Consider the following 17,651-nt stretch of genomic DNA (forward strand, 5'->3'; position numbering starts at 1 on the left):
TGTGACGCGGCGGTGCCACCCGTCGAGATGAGCAAGGGCGCGAACTCGTGTAGAGATCGATAAGCACCGCTTGGCCTCCCGGCCTTGGCAGCGCGGGCGGCGGCACGCAGGATGGCCGTGTATGAGCGACGTGCTACTGCTGTCCGCCGCCGACGTCCACGCGGTGTTCGACGTCGGCACCGCCATCGAGTCGCAGCGGGCCGCGTTCGGCGCACTCGGGCGCGACGAGGCGCTGCTCGCGCCGCGCGCGCTGCTGCCCGCCGGTGACGACGTCGCGTTCTGCTACCTGTCACGGCTGCCGGGCACCGGTCCGGTCGCCAAGTTCGGCAGCGTGAACGCCGGCAATCCGGGACGCGGGCTGCCGAGCGTGCACGCCATGGTGACCGTGCTCGATCCGGAGGACGGTCGGCCCGCGGCCATCATCGAGGGAACGTCGGTCACGACGTTGCGCACGGCTGCTGCGAGTGCCGTCGCGATCGACTGTTTGGCCGTGCCGGACGCTTCGCGGCTCGCGGTCATCGGGTGTGGCGTTCAGGGGCGTGCGCATGTCGATGCCATCCGCGCCGTGCGTGAGGTGGCGGAGGTACGGCTTTTCTCGCGTACGGCCGCCGCCGCGGAGGCCTTGGCCGCGGATTGCGGAGGACGGGTGGCCGGGAGCGCTCGGGAGGCGGTCTCGGGGGCTGACATGGTGGCGCTCTGCACGACCAGTGAGAAGCCCGTCGTGCACGGCTCGTGGCTGTCGCCGGGATGCACGGTGGTGAGCGTCGGATCGTTCGCCCCGGACCGGACCGAGGTCGACGGTGAGCTGCTTGAACGGGCTTCGGTCGTCGTGGTCGATGACGTTGAGACTTCGCTTGAGCAGGCGGGGTCGATCGTGGCCGGAGGGCTGGCGGCGGGTGATCTGATCTCGCTCGGGTCGGTGGTCGCCGGGGTGGCCGAAGCGCGGCGTTCCGCTGACGACATCGTCTTCTACAACAGCGTTGGCCTGGGCGTTCAGGACACGGCCGCGGCGGCGCAGATCGTCGAACGTGCTCGCGCGGAGGGTGTCGGAACGCTGCTGTCGCTCTGATCTCGGGAAAGATTGTGCGCGGCGGCGTGCAGCGAAACGGCGGTGCCGTGTGTCCCTGGCTGAGGGAGGTGCGCCGTGCCGACACCCGATCCGCAGCTCGGGGCGTTCGAGGAGTTCGTCGAGCATCGCCTCCCCGCGCTCTACCGCTACGCGTGCGTGCTGACCGGCAACCGGCACGACGCGGAGGACCTGGTGCAGGAGGCGCTGACCCGTACCGGCGCGAGCTGGTGGCGGGTGCGCCGCAAGGACGACCCGGAGGGCTACGTCCGCACGGCGATGGTCCGGATCATGTCCAACCGGTGGCGGCGTTCGGGGCGCGAGGAGCTGACACCCGACCCGCCTGACCGGGGCACGCTCGACCCCGGATTCGAGCGGGTGACGGCCGACGCCGGGCTGGCCGCCGCGCTCGGCGGGCTACCGCCGCGCATGCGGGTGGTGCTGGTGCTGCGGTACGTGGAGCAGCTCGAGGACAACGAGATCGCCGCGATGCTCGGCTGCTCGCCGGGGACCGTGCGCAGCCAGGCCTCACGGGCGCTGGCCAAGCTGCGGACGGCGGCGACGACCGCCGAGGAGGACTCCCGTGGATGACCTGGAACGCGACGTCGCCGAGCAGCTGCGGACCCTCCTCGTCGCTGATCCCCCGCCTGCCGGGCTTGCCGAACGCATCCTGACCCGTACGGCCGCGCGGCGCCGCCGTCGCCGTGCTGTCGCCGCGGCCGGCGCGTTCGTGGTGTGCGGGGCTGTGGTCGTCGGGGTCGCGGGCGCTCGGAACGGCTCTGATCCCGCACCGGCGGCGGTGGCCGTGGCTCCGCCGAGTGCCGTGACGATCCAGCGTGGTCTGGCCGGTGGGCAACGGTTCAAGGCGATGGCGTTGGGGTCGGACGGGACCGTGCTCGGCACTTCCGTCTCGGTCGGGTCCGATGGCGCGTCGGAGCCGCGTGGGGGTGTGTGGACGGCCGGACCGTCAGTCGTCGTTCCGCGTCGGGTGCAGAGCACCGGCGCCGGGTCGCTGCCTTATCTGTGGACGATGGCCGTCGGGGATCGCGTGCAGGTGTGGCCTGAGGGCGAGCGGCTGAAGTGCCTCGGGCCGAACGGCGTCGTGCGGACGATCGGGGACGGCTGGAGCGGGCGCGATCGGTTCTATACCGAGCGAGGGCTGGTCGTGTGGGGGCGCGTGGGCGGCCGGGGCGTGGCGGTGGCTTCCGGGTGCGACGGCCCTACCCGGACGATCCTGGTGAAGGGACTCCTGAAGGGCTTCTCCTACCCGCTCGCCTTCGTGAGCGATGGCGTGAAGACCTGGCAGGTGGACGTCCGTTCGGGCGCGAAGTCCGCAGTGCCTCGCGCGCCGCGTTCACCGGACGAGATCGCGGCCGGGCCGAACGCGATCGCCTGGGTGGTCGGCGATGACCTCACGATCCGCGACCGCGCGACCGGCGCCGAACGTTCCGTACGCCTGCCCGCTTACGAGAGCAGCTCGAACCAGGTCAGCGTCGGTGCCCACGTGGTCGTCTACTCCGGGGACGACGAGGACGGCGATGGGGGCCGGGCGCGCGTCTATGACGTGCGGACCGGCTCGTACGCCGATGAACGCGGTCCGGCGCTGGCGGCGGGTGGCTGGCTGCTGGTGCAGGCCGGTGACGTCTACAAGCTGAGCCGTCGCTAACGGCTCGCCCGCTAAGGGGCTAGAGGCAGGCGGAGGACGAAGCGGGCACCGCGCGGGCTGTCCTCGATGGTGAGCGTTCCGCCGTGCGCGCGGGCGACCTCGCGGGCGATCGGCAGGCCGAGACCGGTGCCGTTCGCGTCCCTGCTGAGGGCTTCGTCGAGGCGGGCGAAGCGCTGGAAGACGCGTTCCCGGTCGGCCGGAGCGATGCCGGAACCGTCGTCGGTCACCTCGAGGACCGCGCTGTCGCCATCCGCCCGTACGGTGACGTCAACGCGTTCGGTGGCGTGGCGTTCGGCGTTGTCCAGCAGGTTCGTGAGCAGGCGCGCCAGGCGCAGGCGGTCGCCGCGCACGACGACGTTGCGGTCGAGCCGGGGACGCAACTCCTTGTCGCGCGGCGTACGGGCCAGCTCGGTGGAGACCAGCTCGCCGAGGTCGATCCTGTCCTGCGGCGGCTCGGCGCTCGCGTCCAGCCGGGCGAGCTCCAGCAGGTCGGACACGATCGCGTTCAGCCGGTCGAGGCTGCCGAGGACCGCCTCGCCCACGCGGGGCCAGTCGGCGTCCTCCGGATACATCAGCGCCTCCTCGACCTGCGTGCGCGCGCCGGTGATCGGGCTGCGCAGGTCGTGCGAGGCGTCGGAGGTGAAGCGGCGCTGCTGCTCGATCGCGGCGTCCAGCCGGTCCAGGGTGGCGTTGGCCGACTCGGCGAGCGCGCGCAGCTCGTCCCGGTTGGCCGGAACGGGAACGCGGCGGCCCGACTCGGTCGCGGTGATCTCCGCGAGCTCGGCCCGGATCGCGTCCACCGGGGCGAGCGTGCGGTCGACCGTACGCCAGGTCATGATCCCGACCATCAGCACGACGAGCAGGGCGCCGCAGATGATGAAGACGCACAGGCCGGCGCTGCCGTACCAGGGCGTGAGCGGGTTGGCGGCGTACACGATCCAGTCGCCGTCGGACTGGTAGACGCGGAACGACACGACCGTCATGCAGCCGTCCATCCCGTGCGGCGGGCAGAGCGACCGGCTGGCGTACACGCTCTTCTCCGACGGCCTGAAGTCGGCGATGCGCGCCTTGCCGGTCAGGTCGGAGGTCGAGGCGACCACGCGGGCCTGCGCGTTCAGCACCTGCACGCTGGCGTCGTCGGAGCCCGGCAGGATCGGGGGCAGCGTGCCCCGCTTGATCACGTGCACGGTCTCCAGCGCGGTGGAGGTCGTCTTCTCCTGCTCGTAGTCCACGATCCGGCCGCGCACCCCGACGATCACGAGCATGACGATGACGGCGCCGAGCAGCGCCGCGATCGTCGTGGTCACGAGGGTCATGCGGACCCGTATGGACCATGTGTGCCGTCTGGTCACCCGACCTCCCGTAGGCGAGGAAACCACCCGGCAGGCAGGTCTCAACCCGGGATCCGGTCATCTGTTGAGCAAGACCGGACAGGGCACGGCAAAGAAGATCACCGGGTCGGCCGACAGACCGGCCGAAAGACCGGCCGACAGACCGGCCGGCAGAGACGGCCCACGGCGAGCCCCGGAGCGGAAGGAGATCGGGGCTCGCCGCAGGCCTGGCCTCTGGTGACGCGTTCGCCTAGGCGTTCGCCTAGGCGTTCGCCTAGGCGTTGGTACGGGCGTTCAGCACGCGGGCCAGCACGTCGGGCTTGTTGGAGATGACCCCGTCCACGCCGTAGCCGAGCACGCGGCGCATCGACCCCGTGCCGTCCACCGTCCAGGTGAAGATCTCCATCTTCTGCCGGTGGATGGCGCGGACGTAGGCAGGGCTGATGTCGGTGTAGGTCGCGTTGATCTGGTCGGCCCACTTGCCGAGCGAGGGCAGCTGCGAGGTCCTCGGCGTACCCAGCAGGGCGATCGGCACCTTCGGCAGCAGCCGGTGGAACCGCCGCGCCGAGGTCCAGTCGAACGACTGGACGATGAGCCGCCGCTCGCGCGGGTCGGGGCGCAGCCAGGCGCTGTTGTGCTTGAGCTCGGTCGCGATGCGGCGCTCGATGCCCGGGTAGAGGGACGGGTTCTTGATCTCCAGCAGCGCACCCAGGCCGCTGCCCTTCATGGCGCGCAGGGCCTCGCCCAGCGTCGGCACACGAGTGCGCTTGTACCTGGACCCGAACCACGAGCCCGCGTCGAGCCTCTTGACCTGGGCGAGCGTGAGGCTCTTGACCCGGTACGAGTGGCCGGGATAGACCGACTCGACGTTCGTCGTACGGGCCAGCGTCGCGTCGTGCATCAGGACCAGCTTGTGGTCCTTGGTCTCCTGCACGTCGAACTCGAAGAGGTTCGCGTGCTTGGAGCGTGCCATCTTGAAGCCGACGATCGTGTTCTCGGGCGCCAGCGAGGCGGCGCCGCGATGCCCGACGTTCGCGGGCCTGGCCTTGGCGGCCTTGGTCTTCGGGAGGGGCAGGGGGACGGTCGCGGAGGGGGCGGCGGCGATCGCGGGCGGGACGGCGATGGCCGACGGGACGGCGATGGCCGACACGGCCACCGTGCTGGCGAGGGGCAGACCGATCCGGCGGAGCATGATCACCTCATGGGGGTCGGAGGGGGCCGCCTCTAACTCTTGAGCCGCTTCATGACACGCAAGTAAAGGGATGGTAGCGGATCGTGTAACCGCAGTGACGTTCCGCAGCCATTTCCTTGCCCATAGACCCCCGGACGCCCCCCGTTCGTCACCCGTTCAGCCGCGCCGCGAACCGGCGTCAGGCGGGGTGCGGCGGGTCGGCGGGGCGGGGTTGGGGTGGGCGAGGTGGAACGGCGGTGGGGGCGGGGGGTTGCTCTGGAACTACGAGGGGGGTGACCTCTGCGGGGGGTGTGCGGGGGAAGCTGAGGGGGGCACGGATGGCGCGGCGGATACCTCGGCGTACGCGGGGGCGGCGGAGGCGGCGACGGCGGCCACCGCCGTCGGGGGAGGCGATCTCGGGGATGACGCGCGGGCGCGGGGTGGCGAGGCGGGTCTGGCGGCTGCGGCCGCGCAGGGTGACGGGCTTGCCGACGTCCCACTCGTCGGCCTCGGCGAGGTGCGCGAGCTCCAGGACGGTGCCCGAGGCGAGGACGCGGCCGGGCGAGACCTTGGCCAGGTCGCTGAGGCGGGCGGCCTCGTTCACCGGGTCGCCGATGACGGTGTACTCGAAGCGCTGCTCGGCGCCGATGTAGCCGGCGACGACCGGGCCGGCGGAGACGCCGATCCCGGCGATCAGCTGCGGGACCTCATCGGTCAGGCGTACGGCCAGGTCGCGGGCGGCGCCGAGGGCCGCGCCCGCCGGGTCCTCCAGCTCGGCCGGGGCGCCGAAGATCGCGAGCGCGGCGTCGCCCTCGAACTTGTTGATCCAGCCGCCGTGGCCGTTGACGGCCTCGACGACGACGCCGAAGAACAGGTTGAGCAGCACGACGACCTCGTCGGGCGCGCGGGTCTCGGCGAGCGTGGTGGAGCCGGCGATGTCGACGAACAGGACGGCGACCTCGCGGGTCTCGCCGCCGAGCTCGATGTCGCGTTCGAAGGCGAGGTCGGCGACGTCCTCACCGACGTGGCGTCCGAACAGGTCGCGAAGGCGGGCGTTCTCGCGCAGGCCCGCGACCATGTGGTTGAAGCCCGCCTGGAGCTGCCCGATCTCGCTGGCGTCGTACACCTCGACCTCGGTGTCCAGGTCGCCCTTCTCCACCTGGGCCATGCCGCGCCGTACGGACTTGATCGGGTCGGCGATGGCGCGGATCGCGATGTAGATGATCGGGAGGCCGACCAGCAGGGCCACCGCGCCCAGGCCGAGGATCGTGATCGACAGCTGCGTCGCCTTGATCCCGGGGACGGCCAGCGCGGCGATCCCGACGCACATCAGGCCGAAGATCGGGACGGCCGTGCCGAGCGCCCAGGCCAGGACCACCCGGGTGATCGCGCCGGGCAGCTTGATGCGGCGGGGCCGTTCGGTGGCCAGAACGAGGGCCGCGGCGGGGCGCAGCAGGCGTTCGGACAGCAGGTAGACCACCGTGCAGGTGGTCATCGCGCCGAGGATCGCGGTCAGGCCGACCTTCACGGCCAGGCGGGGCGTGAAGAGCATCAGGTCGATCACGAACCAGCCGATCGCGCCGATCATCCAGCCCGCGCCGAGGACGAGCGCGACGCGGAGGGGGCCGAGCAGCACGGCCCGGCGTTGCTGCTGGTCGGGCACGCCGCCCTCGCGTACGAGCCGGATGACCGGAAGCCAGAGCCGGAAGCCGATGTAGAGGGCGAGGGGCATGGCGGCGATCGGGTAGCCGAAGAGCGCGAGCGCGTTCACGAGGTGAGCCTGGTCGGCGTTCTCCAGCGGCGGGTCGGGGACCACGAACGTGGCCATGAGCAGCACGACCAGCAGACCGCCGGTGTTGGCGACCGCGACCACGACGAGGAGGACCCAGCGCACGCGGACCTCGAGCATCGTGCGGGGAACCCCGGGGAGTTCCTCCAGCCGGGCACTCAGACTTCGGGCCAAGGCCTTGCCCACACCGTCACCCCCGCCGCCGCCCTTGTCCGGCCGAGTTCTCGTCCGAACTCACGATAGAACGCGAGACGCTCAAGACCCACGATCATCACCAGGGTATGACGACCGTCACAGGCTGGGGAATGAACGTTTGTGTATCCTGACGTGCATGGGAACTCTGTGCAGCACTCTCCAGTTCGGGGTGTTCTACCTCTAGCCTCCCGCGCCGCCGCGGCCCTCTGAGCGCCGCGTTCGCCGGTTGAAGGCTCACCGCCCCGTCGCTGCCGGGTGTCTGCTCTCCCTCGCATCCTTTGTGTTCTCCGTGCGCATGCCGCCGTCCATGTTCGTGTGGCGGCTCAGTTCGCTGCGCGTGTTCCGCGCTGCGTGTGCGCGTGTTCCGCGCTGCGTGTGAACGTGTTCCGCGCTGCGCGTGCGCGTGTTCCGCGCTGCGTGTGCTTCCGCGCTGCGTGTGAACGTGTTCCGCGCATGCTCTGCGCGTTTGGATGCGGTTTTGCGCGACCTCGTACGACCATGCGCGACCCCGGTGAGCGGATCAGCCAGTCCTAGATCCGATTCCCCGGCCGTTCCGTACGGCCGGGCGCACGTCAGCTGGAGGTCGAACCACATGACCCGCCACCGCGATCATCACACCGAAGTCTCACAACTCGGCCTGAAGGACGTCACCAAGGCGTACGAAGGCCATGCCGTGCTCGATCAAGTAAGTCTCACCGTCCGTACCGGCGAAAAGGTCGGCGTCATCGGCGAGAACGGGTCCGGCAAATCCACGCTCCTCCGCCTCATCGCGGGCGAGGAGGAACCCGACGGCGGGGAGGTCACCGTCGTCGCGCCCGGAGGGGTCGGCCATCTCGGGCAGACGCTCGACCTTGATCCCGGCCTCACCGTGGCCGATGCCGTCGACCTGGCGCTGGCCGACCTGCGCGAGCTGGAACGCCGGATGCGCGAGGCCGAAGCCGGACTGGCCGAGGCCGGGACCGAGGCGGGGACCGAGGCCGGGACCGAGGCGGGGGCCGGGACCGAGGCCGGAACCGAGGCCGGGACCGGGGCCGGAACCGAGGCCGGGACCGGGGCCACGGCCGAGCGGCTCGCGGCGTACGGCGATCTGCTCGAGGCGTACGAGGCGCGCGGCGGCTACGAGGCCGACGTGCGCGTCGACGCCGCGATGCACGGCCTCGGGCTGGCGCACATCACGCGCGACCGGGCGCTCGGCAGCCTGTCCGGCGGCGAGCAGTCGCGGCTCGGGCTGGCCTGCGTGCTGGCCGCCGCGCCCGAGCTGCTGCTCCTGGACGAGCCGACCAACCACCTGGACGCCCAGGCGGTGACGTGGCTGGAGACGCAGCTGCGCGCGCACCGCGGAACGGTCGTGACGGTCACGCACGACCGGGCGTTCCTGGACGGGTTCGCGACCGCGATCCTGGAGGTCGACCGGGACCGCAGGACCGTCACGCGGTACGGCGACGGCTGGAACGGCTACCTCGCCGCCAAGGCCGCCGCCCGCCGCCGCTGGGAGCAGGACTACGCCGACTGGGTCGCCGAGGTCGCCCGGCAGACCGAGCTGGCCGAGTCGGGTGCGCAACGGCTCGGCTCGCTCGGCCCGAACAAGCGGGAGGAGCGCATGTCCGGTCGTCACCGGCGTTCCCACGAAGGCGGCGTGTCCGCGCTGATCCGCAACGCTCGCGAACGCCTGGAACGGCTGCACGCCGATCCGGTGCCGCGCCCGCCGGACCCGTTGCGCTTCGCCGCGCGGATCGAGGGCGGCAAGGGGGACGGGCTGACGGCCGAGCTGGCCGGGGTGCGGGTCTCGGGGCGGCTGGACGTCGAGGAGTTCCGGCTGGCGCCCGGCGAGCGGATGCTGCTGAACGGGCCGAACGGCGCTGGCAAGACGACCTTGCTTCGCGTTCTCGCGGGTGATCTGGCGCAGGACCACGGCAAGGTCAAGCGGCCGCGGCGGATCGGATTCCTGCGGCAGGAGCTGCCGGTCGAACGGTCCCGGCGGAGCGTGCTCGCGACGTTCGCCGAGGGTCTGCCCGGGCCGCCGGACGAGCATGCCGAGGCGCTGCTGGCGCTGGGGCTGTTCCGGGAGGCGGACCTGCGGCGCCCGGCGTCGGTGCTTTCGGTCGGGCAGCGGCGGCGGCTGGAGCTGGCCCGCCTGGTGTCCCGCCCGGCGGACCTGCTGATCCTGGACGAGCCCACGAATCACCTGTCGCTGGCTCTGATCGAGGAGCTGGAGGAGGCATTGGGCTCGTTCCAGGGGTCGCTCTTGGTGGTGTCGCACGACCGGCGTTTCCAGAGCAGTTTCACCGGCTCGCGCGCCGAACTCCGCGATGGGCGCCTGGTCGACCTGGCCGCCTAAGGGTTTGGCCTGGGTGGGATGAAGATGCCGGGCCGCCGTACGACTCGTACTGGCGACCCGGCATTCTCAGCCGTCGAGTAAGGCTCAGCCGTCGAGTAAGGCTTTGCCGTCGGGCGAGGGTCAGCGTTCCGGCGAGGGTCAGCGTTCGGCGGGCTGGACCTCGTGCGGCGTGGCAGCGACCTGGGCCTGGCGTTTGCCTGTGAAGCCGCCCAGCAGGGCCCAGCCGGCCACGATGAGCACCATCCAGGCCGCCATGACGTACAGCGCGATGCGCGTGTCGGACTCCCAGGCGATCGTCACTGTGACGAAGGCGAAGAAGGCCAGCACGAGCCAGTTGGTGTACGGCGCCCAGGGCATCTTGTAGGGCGCCTGCGGCAGCGCGCCCACGGCGACCTTGCGGCGGTACGCCAGGTGCGCGACGACGATGACGCCCCAGACCAGGATCGCGCCGCCCGTGGAGACCGAGGTGATGTACTCGAACGCCTTGTCCGGGACGATCGCGTTGATCACGACGCCGATGCCCATCACCACGGTCGAGATGATCACGGTGAGGACGGGGACGCCCCGCCCGTTCAGCCTGGCCAGCGCCTTCGGGCCGTCGCCGTTCACGCCCGCGGTGCGCAGCATGCGCGAGGTCGAGTAGAGCCCGCCCGCGTTGCACGACGACAGCGCGGCGGTCAGCACGACGAAGTTGACGATGTCCGCGCCGCCGGGGATGCCGATCTTCTCGAAGGCCAGCACGAACGGGCTGGCGCCGTCCTTGAAGCCGGTCCACGGGACCACCGACAGGATCACCAGCAGCGAGCCGAGGTAGAAGAGCGCGAAGCGGAGCGGCAGCGAGTTGATGGCGCGCGGGATGTTCTTCTCGGGGTCGCGGGCCTCGCTGGCGGTGACGCCGACCAGCTCCACGCCGAGGTAGGCGAACAGCACCATCTGCAGCGTCATCAGCATCGGGCTGACGCCCTCGGGGAAGAACCCGCCCTGCGACCACAGGTTGCTGACCGCGGCGTCCTTGCCCGCGTCGCCGAACCCGAACGCCAGCACCGCGATGCCGACCAGCAGCATCATCACGATCGCGGCGACCTTGATCATGGCGAACCAGAACTCGAGCTCGCCGAAGATCTTCACCGAGATCAGGTTGACCACGAACAGCACCACGAGCGCGACCAGGGCCGTCTGCCACTGCTCGACGCCCGGCCACCACTTCTGGATGTAGAGCCCGGCGGCCGTCAGCTCGGCCATGCCGGTCGTCACCCAGATGATCCAGTACGTCCAGGTCGTCGCGTACCCCCAGAACGGCCCGAGGAACTCGCGCGCGTAACCGGCGAACCCGCCCTCGGCGCGGCGGTAGGTGAGCAGCTCACCGAGCGCCCGCATGACGAAGAACAGCATGATCCCGGCGACCGCGTAGGTCAGGATCAGGCTGGGTCCCGCCTTGGCGATGTTCTTGCCGGCGCCGAGGAAGAGCCCGGTTCCGATCGTTCCGCCGATGGCCAGCATCTGGATCTGCCGGGTGCCGAGCCCCCGCTGGTAGCCCTCGGCGCCGTCGGTGCTCTCGGTGCCGTCGCCGGTGTCCTCGCTCCCCTCGATGCCGTCGTCGGTGCCCTGGATGCCGTCGGTGCCGTCGTTGGCGCCGTCGGGTGGTGCAGACATGAGCGTCAAAGCCTTTCTCAGGTGTCACGAGCGTTGGTGATCTCGGTCATGTTAGGAACTTCGGCCACAAAAGCGAAAAAGAGGGCATCGTTCCTGCTCAACGGTGATCACCCTGGGTGACCCCGGGGCCATCCTGCCGCTGATTTGGTCCTGCCGCGGCGTACCCGTCGCCCGCCACTGCGTGATCTTTCAGCCCGCGGTCACTACAGTGCTGCCGTCTTCGATCGCTCCCCTCGAAGAAACTCTTCGATCGCTCCCCTCGAAGGAAAACAACAATGATGTTGACTCGCATCGGGCGCGGTGTCGGTCTCGTGGCCTCGCTCGCCCTGGCGCTCAGCGCCTGCGGCGGCTCCGGCGACGACAACGCCCCCAACCCCAAAGGCCTGGAAAAGCCCCTGCTGAACATCGGGGTGGTGCCCGTTCCGGACTCCGCACCGCTGTTCATCGCGCAGAAGAAGGGCTATTTCAAAGCCGAAGGCCTGACCATCAAGACCCAGGTCATCAAGGCCTCTCCGGACGCCACTCCGAAGCTCATCAACGGCTCGATGGACATGGCGCTGCTGAACTACGTGTCCACGTTCGTCGCGCAGGACAACGGTTCGATCAAATTCAAGCTGTTCACCGACAGCTACCAGGGCACGAGCAAGTCGTTCTCCCTTCTCACCGCCAAGGACTCCAAGGTCCAGAAGGTCGCGGACCTGAAGGGCAAGACGATCGGCGTGCCCGCGCCCAAGAGCATCACCGAGCTGCTGTTGCTGGTGACGCTCAAGGCCCAGGGCCTCGACCCGCTGAAGGACATCAAGACCGTTCCGGTGCCGCTGCCCAGCATGGCCGCCGCGCTGAAGCAGGGCTCGGTCGACGCCGTCGCCGCCGTCGAGCCGTTCGTCACCAACCTGCAGGCCGAGCTCGGCGCCAAGCCGCTCGCCGACCTGGTCTCCGGCCCGACGCAGGACTTCCCGATCGCCGGCTGGGGCGGCACCGACAAGTTCGCCGCCAAGAACCCCAAGACCGTCGCCGCGTTCCAGCGCGCCATCGACAAGGCGCTGAACGACGCGGCCGGCGACCGCTCGGAGGTCACCAAGACGATCCCGTCCTACACCCAGATCCCCGCGAAGACCGCGTCGATCATCACCCTGGGCAGCTACCCGACGACCTTGAGCCAGACCCGGCTGCAACGCGTCGCCGAGCTCATGTCCGAGTACGGCTACATCAAGAGCAAGCCGCAGGTGGCCGACATGATCGTCCCGAACCAGCAGTGACCCCCCGTTCCACCGCAGTCGCACGCAGGCGAGTGCTCCGCGGCGCCCTGGGCGCCGCGGGGTTCCTCGCCCTGGCCGAACTCGCCTCGCGCACCGGCCTGGTCGACCGTTCGCTGCTGCCGCCGCCGTCCGCCACCCTGGCGGACGCGGCGCGGCTGGCCGCCGACGGCGAGTTCCTCGGCGACCTGAAGTCGACCGTCACCGCCTGGCTGCTCGGGCTGGCCCTCGCCGTGGTGATCTCCATCCCGGTCGGCCTGCTGCTGGGCAGCGTTCCGCGCCTGGAGGCCGCGCTGCGCCCCCTGGTCGAGTTCCTGCGGCCGATCCCGGGCGTCGCGATCATCCCGCTGGCGATGCTGCTGTTCCCCGACACCCTCGACATGCAGATGTCGGTGATCGTGTACGCGTCGTGCTGGCCGATGCTGATCAACACGCTGTACGGGCTGCGCGAGGTCGACCCGGTGGCCAAGGAGACCCTCGCGTCCTTCGGTTTCGGCCCGTTCTCAGTGCTCTACCGGGTGTCACTGCCGAGCACCGCCCCGTTCATCCTCACCGGCGTCCGGCTGTCCGCGGCCATCGCGCTGATCGTCGCGGTGAGCGCCGAACTGATCGTCGGCGGCGCCACCGGCATCGGCACGTTCATCACCACCGCCGGCGCGTCCGACCGCACCGACCAGATGCTCGCCGCGACCGCCTGGGCCGGCGCGCTCGGCCTCCTCGCCAACGCCCTGCTGGCCGCCGCCGAACGCCGCCTCTTCCGCTGGCACAAAGAGGAGGCCGCGACATGACCCCCCAACACCCCGAACGCGGCGCAGGCGCCAAACCGACAGACGACACCCGCTCGGCAGACGGCCCCCGATCAGCCGGGGCCACCGGCTCGGCAGAAGGCGCCAGATCAGCCGGGGCCGCCGACTCGGCCGGGGGCGCCAAATCGACAGACGGCACCGTCTCGGCCGGGGGCACCAGATCAGCCGGGGGCACCAGCTCGACAGGCGTCACCAGATCAGCGCGGGGCAGCGGCCGCATGCTCCTGCGCCCCGTCAAGGCCGTGGCAGCCCTGTGGATCCTCCCCGTGGCCGCCGTCGTCTGGGAACTGGTGACACGGCAGGCGGGCAACCAGTTCTTCCCGCCGCCCAGCGACATCGCCAAGCGCATGCACACGGACTGGTTCTCCGGCCCGGCGTCGCACGCGTTCCTCACCAAGCAGGCGATGGACAACATCTTCCCGAGCCTCGGCCGCCTCCTGCTGGGCTGGGCGCTGGCCTGCCTGCTCGGGATCGCCATCGGCATCGCCGCCGGCCGTTCCGAACGACTGGCCGACTACCTCTCGCCGCTGATCCACTTCTTTCGCGCCATCCCCCCGCCCACGCTCGTCCCGATCTTCATCGTGCTCTTCAAGATCGGCACCCAGATGCAGGTCGCCACGATCGTCTTCGGCGTCATCTGGCCCGTGCTGCTGAACGCGATGGACGGCGCTCGTTCCGTCGACCAGGTCAAGCTGGAGACCGCCCGCGCGTTCCGCCTCTCGCGGACCACCCGCGTCCTCCAGGTCATCCTCCCGGCCTCCGCCCCCAAAATCTTCGCGGGCCTACGCCTGAGCCTGTCGACCGCGCTCATCCTCATGGTCATCAGCGAGTTGGTGGGGAGCACGAACGGAATCGGCTACCTGCAGATGCTCGCCCAAGGCACGACCGACGTTCCGGGCGTCTGGGAGGGCATAGTCCTGCTGGGCCTCCTGGGCTTCGCCCTGAACGCCATCTTCCTCTTGGTAGAGCGCCGAGCCCTGGCCTGGCACAGATCCGGCCTTGTCTAGAACAGATCTGGCTTGCATAGATAAGGAAGCCCAGCCATAGAGACGAGAAGGCCCCCAGCCCAAACGGACCGGGGGCCTTCCAAGACTTCTACGGGTGGTAGATCTGCACGAGCTTCGTGACCCGCCCCTGCTTGTTGTAGACCAGGCCGAAGTCACGCCAGGTGTAGCGCTTGTTGACCGTGGCCCGCAGTTGCGTCCGCGAGGCCTTGTGGAGCGTCAGCCGCCCCTGCTTGTCGTGCCCGATGAGGCACACGACCGGCTTGGCCGCGAAGTAGCGGGTCTTGGCCTTCCCGTACGGCGCGTAGTAGCCCTCGCCCTCCTGACTCTTGTGCCACTTCTCGTACCGCCCCGTGACCGACCCGTTCGGGTGCCACTTGGTCCCGGCGTGGACGCTCCCCCGCTTCAGCTCGACCACCTTGGAGAACTTGGTGGGCTTCCCGAACGAGCAGGCGGCGGGCGCCTTAGCGCTGCTTCCGGTCGTGTCCGCATGAGCAGGGGCTACCAGCACCAGCCCCACGACCCCACCGGCCACCCCCGCGACCGCCAGCTTCCGTAGCATCATCACGCTCCTCGATAAAGGATCACCTGCTGTCTCTGATGCACGGCTTGTGATTAAAGTTGCGAATAAGGCGAAGGGAGCGGATGTGTCCGAAGGAACCCCGATGGGTCAGGCGCTCACCGACCTCGCAGCCCAAGCCCCGGACCGCCCGGCCCTCACCTGCGGCTCAACAACGCTCACCCGGCGCCAGCTGGACGAGAAATCCAACTCCCTGGCCTGGGCGCTCCTAGATCAGGGCATCGAACCCGGCTCCCGCGTGGCCCTGATCCTCCCCAACGGCCCGGACTTCGTAGTCACCACCCTCGCCATCTGGAAGGCCGGCGGCACACCCATCCCCATCGCCCCGAAGATGCCGCCCGCCGAACGAGCCGCCATCCTCGCCCTGGCAAACCCCGCCCTGACCATCGAAGAACCCCTCACCCCCGCCAAACCCCCCACGCCCCCACCCCCAGCCGTCCCCCGCCCCTGGAAAATCCTCACTTCCGGAGGCAGCACAGGCCGTCCCAAGCTGATCGCCACCACAGAAAGCGGCACCCTGGAAAACGCGGTCCTCTTCGGTCTGGCAGGCCAGATGCAGGAGAACCGCACAGCCCTGCTGACAGCACCCCTGACCCACAACGGCCCCTTCATGGCCATGGCCTCGGCCCTGCTCTTCGGCAACCACGTGGTCCTCATGGAGCGCTTCGACGCCGCGAAAGCACTAGCTCTCCTCCAAGACCACCAGGTGGACTGGATGTACGCGGTGCCCACGATGATGCACCGCATCTGGCGCCTAGAAGAAAGACCACCCCTCCCAGCCCTCCGCACCGTCTTCCACCTGGCGGCTCCCATAGCCCCCTGGCTCAAACAGGCCTGGATCGACTGGCTGGGCCCCGAAAAGATCTGGGAGCTCTACGCCGGCACCGAGTCCCAAGCCGCGACCCTCATCAGCGGCACCGAGTGGCTGGAACACCGAGGCAGCGTAGGCCGCCCCATCAAGGGCGAAATAGAGATCCGCACCCCCACCGGAGAGCCCGCACCCCCCAACACCACAGGCACAGTCTGGATGCGCCCCACGACAGGCCCCACGTACACCTACCTAGGCAAGACCCCCACCACCAACTGGGAGTCCCTAGGCGACATGGGCCACATGGACGCCGACGGCTACCTCTACCTCACCGACCGCGAGACCGACATGATCCTCGTAGGCGGCTCCAACGTGTACCCCGCCGAGATCGAGGCCGCCCTAGAAGAACACCCCAACGTGACGAGCTCCGCCGTAATAGGACTCCCCCACGAAGACCTAGGCAACGTCCCCCACGCGATCGTCCAACTAAGCACCCCCACCCCAGACGCCGACCTCCTAAAACACCTCACGGCTCGTCTAGCCCCCTACAAGCTCCCCCGCACCTTCGAACGGACCGAAGACCCCCTCCGCGACGACGCCGGAAAGGTCCGCCGCTCCGCCCTCCGAGCCGCCCGCCTCCCCTGACCGATATCGAGTTGGCGCCCACCTCAGCCATCGCGTATGCTCTCGGACGTCGCCAAGAACGGCCCTAGCCGGTCAGGAGACATCCCCCGAGCCGCTAAGCTCGGATCAGCAAGGTCCTGTGGAGCAGTTAGGAGTGCTCGCCACCCTGTCAAGGTGGAGGCCGCGGGTTCAAATCCCGTCAGGACCGCCAGACGTGCGAAGCACGTCATGGGCAGGTAGCTCAGTCGGTACGAGCGTCCGCCTGAAAAGCGGAAGGTCGGCGGTTCGACCCCGCCCCTGCCCACCTCTACAAGCACCAAGAAATGGCTCCTGACCAGCATGTACGCGGTCAGGGGCCATTCTCGCCTGTCCGACTGTGTCCGGCTGTCACCGACCGCCTGCGGTTGATCGTGCGGAATACGTGCGGAACTCAGTCGCCTGTACGACCTGCTCAGCACGTCGTCGGCGGCCTAGCTTGCCCTCTCGACAACGACACAGCATCCTGCTGCGCCGCCCCGCAAGAAAGATCCGCGCCCTGCTCAACGTCCGGGCGCCCAGCGCGCCCCGGCATCCCGCCGGATGAGAACTTTCTCTACGTCTTCAAGGGCGCCCCGCTTCGCGGGTCGCCGGGCGGCCGCGCGCGGACGGCGCGGCGGGCGTGCGGCCTCTCCGGCCGACCCGCCACGCCGATCCGCCCGAGGCCGCCCCACCACAGCGGAGCCACCTGAAAAACGCAAGCGAGGACTCACCCGCAGGGAGACATCCCCATCGCTCGCAGCCAACGGGTGCAGACCGCCGGCAACTCGCAGAGCTCGCTAACGGGGTGGACAGCATGGTTGGCCGGCCCGTTCATGTAGCCGACAGGCGTTGCCAGCCCTGAGCACGTGCGTCTGGGGACGGGTCGAAGCACTCATTCGCGCGCCAAACTCTGTCAAACTGTCTCGCTGTTCGCGCATGAGCACTTGGAACGGTCGGGTGTCCGTGCAGATAGTCATGGAGCCGATCCCGCAGCATCAAGGAGACCCTGACGAGCAAAGGATGGCGCGGAGACACTCCGTTCGGCAGGGCGATGAGAGGTTGAAACTCGGGTCGAAGGTGCGTGGCCCCAGCCGATCTCTTGAGGGTGTTGCCGGATCGCGTTACGTCGGGGAATGTAGGAACGAACAATAGGCTGCATGCCCAAGCAGCCACGGCGTCTGGGCTTCACCAGATATGCATGATCATTGATCATGCAACCAGCTTGCGGTAACCCGTGTACTCGGATGATCAGCACCAAGCACCCTCTTCTTGTCGGCTAGGACCTGCCGGAACAGAGCTTCGGCTTCGGCCGTATTTCCCTGGGCCGCCACCATCCGGGCGACCTC

Annotated in this window: 14 protein-coding genes and 2 tRNA genes; 10 read left to right on the top strand and 6 right to left on the bottom strand. The window is 69.5% G+C overall.

What is annotated here, in order from left to right; all coding sequences use genetic code 11:
* Positions 1 to 121: 121 nt before the first annotated feature.
* The 3 genes from J4573_RS45895 (at position 122) to J4573_RS45905 (ending at position 2,732) form a co-directional block, all read left to right on the top strand.
* Positions 122 to 1,069 (top strand): ornithine cyclodeaminase family protein, encoded by a 948-nt coding sequence (locus tag J4573_RS45895; protein ID WP_208262694.1) that lies wholly within the window; start codon positions 122 to 124, stop codon positions 1,067 to 1,069.
* 75 nt (positions 1,070 to 1,144) lie between these two features.
* Positions 1,145 to 1,657, top strand: a complete 513-nt coding sequence (locus J4573_RS45900; protein ID WP_208262695.1) for a SigE family RNA polymerase sigma factor — start codon at positions 1,145 to 1,147, stop codon at positions 1,655 to 1,657.
* Positions 1,650 to 2,732 (top strand): hypothetical protein, encoded by a 1,083-nt coding sequence (locus tag J4573_RS45905; protein ID WP_208262696.1) that lies wholly within the window; start codon positions 1,650 to 1,652, stop codon positions 2,730 to 2,732. The genes J4573_RS45900 and J4573_RS45905 overlap by 8 nt, the downstream gene beginning before the upstream one ends.
* Positions 2,733 to 2,743: 11 nt before the next feature.
* Here the strand turns inward: J4573_RS45905 and J4573_RS45910 are convergent, their stop codons facing one another.
* The 3 genes from J4573_RS45910 to J4573_RS45920 all read right to left on the bottom strand — a co-directional run bounded on the left by J4573_RS45910 (position 2,744) and on the right by J4573_RS45920 (position 7,209).
* Positions 2,744 to 4,048, bottom strand: a complete 1,305-nt coding sequence (locus J4573_RS45910) for a sensor histidine kinase (protein WP_208262697.1) — start codon at positions 4,046 to 4,048, stop codon at positions 2,744 to 2,746.
* 289 nt (positions 4,049 to 4,337) lie between these two features.
* Positions 4,338 to 5,255, bottom strand: coding sequence for a glycerophosphodiester phosphodiesterase (locus J4573_RS45915; RefSeq protein ID WP_208262698.1), 918 nt, complete (start codon positions 5,253 to 5,255; stop codon positions 4,338 to 4,340).
* A gap of 178 nt (positions 5,256 to 5,433) precedes the next feature.
* Positions 5,434 to 7,209: an adenylate/guanylate cyclase domain-containing protein gene (locus J4573_RS45920; protein ID WP_307797456.1), complete on the bottom strand. Its 1,776-nt coding sequence runs from the start codon at positions 7,207 to 7,209 to the stop codon at positions 5,434 to 5,436.
* Positions 7,210 to 7,810: 601 nt separating this feature from the next.
* On the opposite strand from J4573_RS45920, the gene abc-f reads away from it, so the two are divergent.
* Complete coding sequence (gene abc-f, locus J4573_RS45925) at positions 7,811 to 9,556, top strand: ribosomal protection-like ABC-F family protein (protein WP_208262699.1); 1,746 nt, start codon at positions 7,811 to 7,813, stop codon at positions 9,554 to 9,556.
* A gap of 138 nt (positions 9,557 to 9,694) precedes the next feature.
* On the opposite strand, the gene J4573_RS45930 is transcribed toward abc-f, so the two are convergent.
* Complete coding sequence (locus J4573_RS45930; protein ID WP_208262700.1) at positions 9,695 to 11,209, bottom strand: amino acid permease; 1,515 nt, start codon at positions 11,207 to 11,209, stop codon at positions 9,695 to 9,697.
* Positions 11,210 to 11,484: 275 nt separating this feature from the next.
* Between J4573_RS45930 and J4573_RS45935 the strand changes: the two genes are divergently transcribed.
* From J4573_RS45935 to J4573_RS45945, 3 genes are all read left to right on the top strand, one after another.
* Positions 11,485 to 12,468: an ABC transporter substrate-binding protein gene (locus J4573_RS45935; protein WP_208262701.1), complete on the top strand. Its 984-nt coding sequence runs from the start codon at positions 11,485 to 11,487 to the stop codon at positions 12,466 to 12,468.
* Positions 12,465 to 13,253: an ABC transporter permease gene (locus J4573_RS45940; protein ID WP_208262702.1), complete on the top strand. Its 789-nt coding sequence runs from the start codon at positions 12,465 to 12,467 to the stop codon at positions 13,251 to 13,253. The genes J4573_RS45935 and J4573_RS45940 overlap by 4 nt, the downstream gene beginning before the upstream one ends.
* Before the next feature lie 236 nt (positions 13,254 to 13,489).
* Positions 13,490 to 14,278, top strand: a complete 789-nt coding sequence (locus J4573_RS45945; RefSeq protein ID WP_208262703.1) for an ABC transporter permease — start codon at positions 13,490 to 13,492, stop codon at positions 14,276 to 14,278.
* A gap of 88 nt (positions 14,279 to 14,366) precedes the next feature.
* Here J4573_RS45945 and J4573_RS45950 read toward each other — a convergent pair whose 3' ends face one another.
* Entirely contained in the window at positions 14,367 to 14,840 is a 474-nt protein-coding gene (locus J4573_RS45950) for a hypothetical protein (protein ID WP_208262704.1), read from the bottom strand.
* 82 nt (positions 14,841 to 14,922) lie between these two features.
* Here J4573_RS45950 and J4573_RS45955 point away from each other — a divergent pair, with 82 nt between their 5' ends.
* From J4573_RS45955 to J4573_RS45965, 3 genes are all read left to right on the top strand, one after another.
* Complete coding sequence (locus tag J4573_RS45955) at positions 14,923 to 16,308, top strand: AMP-binding protein (RefSeq protein ID WP_208262705.1); 1,386 nt, start codon at positions 14,923 to 14,925, stop codon at positions 16,306 to 16,308.
* A gap of 112 nt (positions 16,309 to 16,420) precedes the next feature.
* A tRNA-Asp gene (locus J4573_RS45960) sits at positions 16,421 to 16,498 on the top strand.
* 19 nt (positions 16,499 to 16,517) lie between these two features.
* Positions 16,518 to 16,591, top strand: a tRNA-Phe gene (locus J4573_RS45965).
* A 916-nt stretch (positions 16,592 to 17,507) separates the two neighbouring features.
* Here J4573_RS45965 and J4573_RS56855 read toward each other — a convergent pair.
* A complete protein-coding gene (locus J4573_RS56855) occupies positions 17,508 to 17,639 on the bottom strand; it encodes a tetratricopeptide repeat protein (RefSeq protein WP_372443029.1) in 132 nt (43 codons plus the stop codon).
* Positions 17,640 to 17,651: the final 12 nt, after the last annotated feature.

The sequence above is a fragment of the Actinomadura barringtoniae genome, from assembly GCF_017573505.1.
In the GTDB taxonomy this organism is placed as follows: domain Bacteria; phylum Actinomycetota; class Actinomycetes; order Streptosporangiales; family Streptosporangiaceae; genus Spirillospora; species Spirillospora barringtoniae.